Raw genomic sequence first — 6,703 nt, forward strand, 5'->3', positions numbered from 1 at the left:
GGTCTCTCCTGTCGGAAGGGATGGGAATTCTGTCGCGATCCCCGTTATACCTGCTTTCGGGCGGGAACAAGCGGCGTCGCTGCGAGTAACTTCAAAGAATTGTGACCGTTTTAGCGGCGCCGGCCGAGCACGGCCGTGCCGAGCCGCGTCAATGCCGCCTTCAGCGCGTCGCCCTCGATGCCCTCGACGAGCCCGTCGAGATGGCGGGCGGCCTCGCCGGTGAGCGGGCGCGGTTTCGGGCGATGGCGCGCCTGCGGCGTCACCGGCTTCTGCACGATCTTCACCTGGTTGATGGCCGGGAAGCCGAAGAAGCCGTTGATGCGCTGGACGATCTCGCCCTGCTGGTGGCTGAGGAAGAGCGCGCGCGCGCCCTCGCAGGCGATCGTCAGCACGCCCGGCTGGTACTTCTCCCCCTCGCCCGCCATTTCGGAGGCGCGGCGCGGCCAGGTGATGCGCTCCGGCCGGGTGCATTCGGCAAAGTCCATGCCGGCGATCTCGTCCCACGAGCCGAGCAGCATGGTATTGATGCCGGCGCGGCGCGCCAGAACGGGGTCGATGAGGCCGTTCGCCACTTCGCTGATCTGGACGATGCCGCGCCGGGGCGCCTTCCTATTCACAATCCTGCTCCCGTTCGGGAAAATATTCCTGCATTCGCCGTGCTCGACCTTGAAGATCGCGGCGCGCTCGGCCAGTTATAGAGCATTCCAGCGAAGTGTGCAGCCGTTTCCCGTTCAGGCAAGACATGACCAAGCCCCACCGGACCACGGCGTCCGCCGACCTCGTTCTCGCCTGGTACGACCGGCACCATCGCGACCTGCCCTGGCGGGTGAGCCCGCCGATGGCCGCGCGCGGCGAACGGGCCGATCCCTACCGGGTCTGGCTTTCCGAGGTCATGCTGCAACAGACGACCGTGCAGGCGGTCAAATCCTATTTCGCGCTCTTCACCTCGCGCTGGCCGACCGTGGCGGACCTTGCCGCGGCCGATACCGAGGACGTCATGAAGTCCTGGGCGGGGCTCGGCTATTATGCGCGCGCCCGCAACCTGAAAAAATGCGCCGAGGCCGTCGCCTTCGGGCACGGCGGCGTCTTTCCCGACACCGAGGAAGGGCTGAAGGCCCTGCCCGGCATCGGCGACTATACGGCCGCGGCCATCGCCGCCATCGCCTTCAACCGCAAGAGCGCCGTGCTCGACGGCAATGTCGAGCGGGTCATCTCGCGCCTCCACGCCGTCGAGACGCCCCTGCCGGCGGCAAAGCCGGACATGCGCGCGCTCGTCGCCGCCATGACGCCGGAGGACCGGCCGGGCGATTTCGCGCAAGCCATGATGGACCTCGGCGCGACGATCTGCACGCCGCGCCGGCCGGCCTGCGCGCTCTGTCCGCTCAATGCCGCCTGCCGCGTGCTCGGCCGGGAGGATCCCGAGCTCTACCCGCGCAAGGCGGCGAAGAAGGAAAAGCCGGTGCGGCTCGGCGCGGCCTTCGTGGCCGAGGACGAGACGGGCGCCGTGTTCCTGCGCAAGCGGGGGGAAAGCGGGCTTCTCGGCGGCATGACGGAGGTGCCGGGCAGCGCCTGGACGGCGCGCACCGACGGCGAGAGCGGCCCCGCCGCCGCGCCCTTTGCCGCCGACTGGCAGGCCTGCGGCACCGTCATCCATGTCTTCACGCATTTCGAGTTGCGCCTTGCGGTCTACCGTTCCAAGGTGTTGCGGAATGCGGCCACGGACGGCGGCTGGTGGCAGCCGAAGGAGACGCTCGACGGCGAGGCGCTGCCGACCGTCATGAAGAAGGCCATACGACAGGCAATACCCGACGCATTCGAAAAGGCGAGGAAAGCATGAGCAGCATCGACATCCGACACATCGTTTTCGACATCGGCAGGGTGCTGATCCACTACGATCCGCATATCCCCTTCAGCCGCCTCATCCCGGACGATGCGGAGCGCAACTGGTTCTTCGCCAATGTCTGCACGCACGACTGGAACCTGGAGCAGGACCGCGGACGCAAGTGGGAAGAGGCCGAGGCGCTCTTGATCGAGGCGCATCCCGACCGCACGGAGCATATCCGCGCCTTCCGCAAATACTGGCACGAGATGGTCTCGCACGCCTATGTGGAGAGCGTGGCGATCATGGAGACGCTGATCCAGCAGGGCCACGACGTGACCATGCTCACCAATTTCGCGGCCGATACGTTCAAGGAGGCGAGGAAGCTCTACCCCTTCCTCGACATGCCGCGCGGCGTGACGGTGTCCGGCGAGGTCTGCCTTCTCAAGCCGGACCTTGCGATCTACGAGAAGCACGCCAACGATTTCGGCCTGACGCCGGCCCACACGCTCTTCATCGACGATTCCGCCGCCAATGTCGAAGGCGCGCGGATGGCCGGCTGGAACGCGGTGCAGTTCACCGATCCGGAAAAGCTGAAGAGCGACCTTGCCGCGCACGGTATCGCGCTTTGAGCAAGCCCCCGAAACCGAAACGCCCGGAGCCTTGCGGGCTCCGGGCGTTTTCGCATTTCCGGGACTGAAGGTACAAAAACCGGAAAAGCGATATCCGGCCTGCCCGGCCGGTTGATCGGCCCTGGCTTTCCGCAACGATTTCCGTTGCTTGGCCCGACGTGTTTGCCAGGGAACACTAAGCCTTCGATGGTTAAGATCACCTGAATGGCGCATGCGGAAGTTGGGGAGGACGCGCCTTTCCAAAAAGCCACAGCCCCCGGTGCAGGGAACACCGGAGGCCGCAGCTGGAGAAACCGTTATAAGGGTGGGCCGGCCTATTCGAGGCCGGCCATGCCGGCGCGCACGACGGCGCGCAGCGCGTCGATCGGCTTCAGCTCCGCCCCGTCCGCATAATGCCAGAAGGTCCAGCCGTTGCAGGCGTCGAGCCCCTGCACCTTGGCGCCGAGCCGGTGGATGGAGCCGGCATCGCTGCCCGAGGCGAGCGTGCCGTCGGCGCGCACGATGGCGCTGTGGCGGCGGCGCGCATCCGTCAGAACGGTGCCGGGCGCAATCAGGCCGCTCTCGATGAGCGTGTTGAAGGCGACGCGCGGTTCGGCCTTCTTGCCGCTCATCACGGAAAGCGTGCCCGAGCCCAGCGGCTCGACCGCATCGATGCGCGCGCGGGCCGCGTCGATATAGTCCTGCTCGCGCTCGATGCCGACGAAATGGCGGCCGAGGCGCTTTGCCACCGCGCCGGTCGTGCCGGAGCCGAAGAACGGGTCGAGCACCACGTCGCCGGGCTTTGTGGAGGCCATCAGGATGCGGGCGAGCAGGGCTTCCGGCTTCTGGGTCGGATGCACCTTCTTGCCGTCGGCATCCTTCAGCCGCTCGCCGCCGTTGCAGATCGGGAACAGCCAGTCCGAGCGCATCTGCACGTCGTCGTTGGCGGCCTTCATGGCGTCGTAGTTGAAGGTGTAGCCCTTGGCCTTGGGATCGCGCGTCGCCCAGATCAGCGTCTCGTGCGCATTCTGGAACCGGCGGCCCTTGAAGTTCGGCATCGGGTTCGTCTTGCGCCAGATGACGTCGTTGAGGATCCAGAAATTGAGGTCCTGCAGGGTCGCGCCGACGCGGAAGATGTTGTGGTAGGAGCCGATGACCCAGATCGTGCCGGAGGGCTTCAGCACGCGGCGGCAGGCGAGCAGCCAGGCGCGCGTGAAGGCGTCGTAGGCCTCGAAGGAGGCGAACTGGTCCCATTCGTCATCGACGGCGTCGACGAGGCTCTGGTCCGGCCGCGTGAGCATGCCGCCGAGCTGGAGGTTGTACGGAGGATCGGCGAAGATGACGTCGACGGACTGGTCCGGCAGCGCTTCGAGCGCGGCGACGCAGTCTCCCTTGATGATGGTGTCGAGCCAGCCGCTCTTGCGGGGCGAACGGGAGACGTCTGCAAGCGAAAGAACAGATGGCATTTGATACTCGCTGATACGCTTACTCGGAACGGAACTTGATGGGGCTTATGGTTACCGAAGATGGTTACCAAAGGCTGAAGGTTCCGGAGAAAAAGCGAAATGCGCGAGTGCGAGGCAAAGACCCTCTCTGCCTGCCGTCATCTCCCCCACAAGGGGGGAGAAAGCAGAAGGCTTGTTCATCGTTCAAAATGGAACGCCAAGAGGGAGGCACGTTAAGTCCCTCCCCCTTGTGGGGAGGGATTTAGGGAGGGGTCTTCAATTCCTATGCGATCTCCCCGCTACGCCGCGTGGAACGCCCGGCTGTCCGCCGGCGCCTCGTCGCGGTCGTTGAGGCCGTAGTCGCGGACGACGCTGGCGATGCGCAGGCGGTAGGCGTCGAAGACGCCGTTGCGGCCGGCGGCCTGGGCGGCGCGGTGTTCCTCGGTCGTGCGCCAGGCCCTGACCGCCTCCTCGTCGCGCCAGAAGGAGAGCGAGAGCAGCCGCGTCGGATCGGTGAGGCTGCGGAAGCGCTCGATGGAGAGGAAGCCGTCCACCTCGTCGAGCAGGGGACGCAGGTCCCGTGCCGTGTCGAGATAGGCGTCCATCCGGCCGGGCGCCGGCACCACTTCGAAGATGACCGCGATCATGACGACACCTTCTTCAGGAAGATGCGGTCCTCCTTGAGGATGAAGCGCTCCTTGCGGGCGAAGGCGTAGTTCTCCCGGCCGAGCGGATCGGCGGCAAGGCGCGCGCGATAGGCCTCGTAGGCGGCGAGGTTCTCGATGGAATAGACGCCGTAGGCGGTGGTGGCCGAGCCCTCGTGCGGGCCGAAATAGCCGATGAGATCCGCCCCGCAGCGCGGGATCGCCTCGCCCCAGTTGCGGGCGTAGGCGGCGAAGGCGTCCTTGCCGAACGGGTCGATCTCGTAGCGGATGAAGCAGGTGATCATCGTCGTCTCCTTGTTGCGATGCCCCCTTTTCCCATATTGCCCGGCGCGAATGCTTCGGTTACCATCGAAGTATGAAAGAAGGACCGGACATTTCCCAGATCGGCGCGCTGATCGGCGATCCCGCCCGCGCCAACATGCTGACCGCGCTGATGGGCGGACAGGCGCTGACGGCGAGCGAGCTTGCCGGCGCGGCCGGCATCACGCTGCCGACCGCCAGTTCCCACCTTTCCAAGCTGGAGGCCGGCGGGCTCGTCACCCAGCGCAAGCAGGGCCGGCACCGCTATTTCACGCTCGCCGACAACGAGGTGGGCCTGCTCCTGGAAAACATCATGGGCTTTGCCGCGGGGCGCGGCCACCTTCGCACCCGCCCCGGCCCCAAGGACCCGGCGCTGAGGAAGGCGCGCGTCTGCTACAACCACCTTGCCGGCGATTTCGGCGTACGCATGCTCGACCGGCTGATCACCGACGGCGACGTGACGCTCGACGGCGAGGAGGCCGCGCTGACACCCTCCGGCGAGGCGCGCATCGCCGCGCTGGGCATCGATATCACGGCGCTGAAGGCGCAGCGCCGCCCCGTCTGCCGCACCTGCCTCGACTGGAGCGAGCGCCGCTCGCACCTTGCCGGCTCGCTCGGCGAGGCCCTGCTTGCCCGCTTCATCGCCGACGGCTGGGCGAGGCGCGAAAAGGACAGCCGCGCCGTGCGCTTCACCGCCGAGGGCGAGCGGCGGTTCACGGCGGCTTTCGGGTAGGATCGCCCCTCATCCGGCCTGCCGGCCACCTTCTCCCCGCAAGCGGGGCGAAGGGATGTGTGGCACGGGCTTCCCGTCTCACGGGACCTGGGGAAAACGGCCCGGCAGTCCCCTTCTCCCCGCCTGCGGGGAGAAGGTCGCGGCAGCGGGATGAGGGGCACTTTGCCGGACTACGCCCCTCGCATAGCTCTCTTCCCCAATCGGCAATTGTCCCCGCACCCCCTTTCGTGTAGGGAACCGGCGGCTTTCCGGGCGAAACGCGCCCTTTCCCTCTCCCCTTGCGGCGACAAGCGCATTCTTGAAAGACAACAGGTCATGAACGGTTTCGATCTCATCATCTTCGATTGCGACGGCGTGCTCGTCGATTCGGAAATCATCGCGGCGGAAGTGGAATCGGGCCTGCTCACCGAGGCGGGCTATCCGATCGGCGTGGAAGAGATGGGCGAGCGCTTCGCCGGCATGACCTGGCACAACATCCTGCTCACCATCGAGCGCGAGGCCTCCATTCCGCTCTCCGCCTCGCTGCTCGACAAGTCGGAAAAGCTGCTCGACGCGCGCCTTGCCCGGGACGTTCAGGTCATCGACGGCGTCAAGGCGATGCTGTCGCGCCTTCGCAAGCCCTATTGCATCTGCTCCAACTCCGCCTCGCACCGGCTCGACATGATGCTTGGCAAGGTCGGGCTGCGGGAAATCTTCACCCCGCACATCTATTCGGCCAAGGATCTCGGCCCGGACCGCGTTAAGCCGAAGCCGGACATCTTCCTGCACGGCGCAAAGCAGTTCGGCGCCGACCCGGCCCGCACGCTGGTCGTCGAGGATTCCGTGCACGGCATCGCCGGCGCACGCGCCGCCGGCATGCGCGTCGTCGGCTTCACCGGCGCCTCGCACACCTACCCCTCCCACGCCGACCGCCTGACGGAAGCCGGCGCCGAGACCGTGATCTCGCGCATGAGCGAATTGCCGGACGTCATCGCCGCGCTGGCCGAGTGGAGCGAGGCGATCTGAGGCCTTGCGCCAAACCTCTCCTTCGTCGTGCTCGGGCTTGTGTGGATGAGATGTGGTTTACTTGCTTGCATCGGCCGGGATGCGCATCCCGGCCGATGCAGGCAGGTGGCCGTTCCCTCGGGTTG

General features: G+C 66.5%; 8 protein-coding genes. 4 read left to right on the forward strand and 4 right to left on the reverse strand.

The genetic code is table 11. The annotated features are described in order from the left end of the window. Positions 1–110 precede the first annotated feature (110 nt). Complete coding sequence (locus tag HNQ66_RS22860) at positions 111–617, reverse strand: DciA family protein (protein WP_184147130.1); 507 nt, start codon at positions 615–617, stop codon at positions 111–113. A 125-nt stretch (positions 618–742) separates the two neighbouring features. Between HNQ66_RS22860 and mutY the strand changes: the two genes are divergently transcribed. After that, entirely contained in the window at positions 743–1,837 is a 1,095-nt protein-coding gene (gene mutY, locus HNQ66_RS22865) for an A/G-specific adenine glycosylase (RefSeq protein WP_184147132.1), read from the forward strand. After that, positions 1,834–2,451: an HAD family hydrolase gene (locus HNQ66_RS22870; RefSeq protein ID WP_184147134.1), complete on the forward strand. Its 618-nt coding sequence runs from the start codon at positions 1,834–1,836 to the stop codon at positions 2,449–2,451. Before mutY ends, HNQ66_RS22870 begins: the two co-directional genes overlap by 4 nt. A 314-nt stretch (positions 2,452–2,765) precedes the next feature. On the opposite strand, the gene HNQ66_RS22875 is transcribed toward HNQ66_RS22870, so the two are convergent. The 3 genes from HNQ66_RS22875 to HNQ66_RS22885 all read right to left on the reverse strand — a co-directional run bounded on the left by HNQ66_RS22875 (position 2,766) and on the right by HNQ66_RS22885 (position 4,824). Beyond that, the gene (locus HNQ66_RS22875; protein ID WP_184147136.1) at positions 2,766–3,896 is read right to left on the reverse strand and encodes a site-specific DNA-methyltransferase; all 1,131 of its coding nucleotides are present in this window, start codon (positions 3,894–3,896) and stop codon (positions 2,766–2,768) included. Between the two features lie 278 nt (positions 3,897–4,174). Then, the gene (locus HNQ66_RS22880; RefSeq protein ID WP_184147138.1) at positions 4,175–4,522 is read right to left on the reverse strand and encodes an antibiotic biosynthesis monooxygenase family protein; all 348 of its coding nucleotides are present in this window, start codon (positions 4,520–4,522) and stop codon (positions 4,175–4,177) included. Next, positions 4,519–4,824: an NIPSNAP family protein gene (locus tag HNQ66_RS22885; RefSeq protein ID WP_184147140.1), complete on the reverse strand. Its 306-nt coding sequence runs from the start codon at positions 4,822–4,824 to the stop codon at positions 4,519–4,521. Before HNQ66_RS22885 ends, HNQ66_RS22880 begins: the two co-directional genes overlap by 4 nt. A gap of 71 nt (positions 4,825–4,895) precedes the next feature. Between HNQ66_RS22885 and HNQ66_RS22890 the strand changes: the two genes are divergently transcribed. Then, entirely contained in the window at positions 4,896–5,573 is a 678-nt protein-coding gene (locus HNQ66_RS22890) for an ArsR/SmtB family transcription factor (protein ID WP_184147142.1), read from the forward strand. 315 nt (positions 5,574–5,888) lie between these two features. After that, the gene (locus HNQ66_RS22895; RefSeq protein ID WP_184147144.1) at positions 5,889–6,578 is read left to right on the forward strand and encodes an HAD family hydrolase; all 690 of its coding nucleotides are present in this window, start codon (positions 5,889–5,891) and stop codon (positions 6,576–6,578) included. Positions 6,579–6,703: the final 125 nt, after the last annotated feature.

It is taken from the genome of Shinella fusca (genome assembly GCF_014203155.1).
In the GTDB taxonomy this organism is placed as follows: Bacteria; Pseudomonadota; Alphaproteobacteria; order Rhizobiales; family Rhizobiaceae; genus Shinella; species Shinella fusca.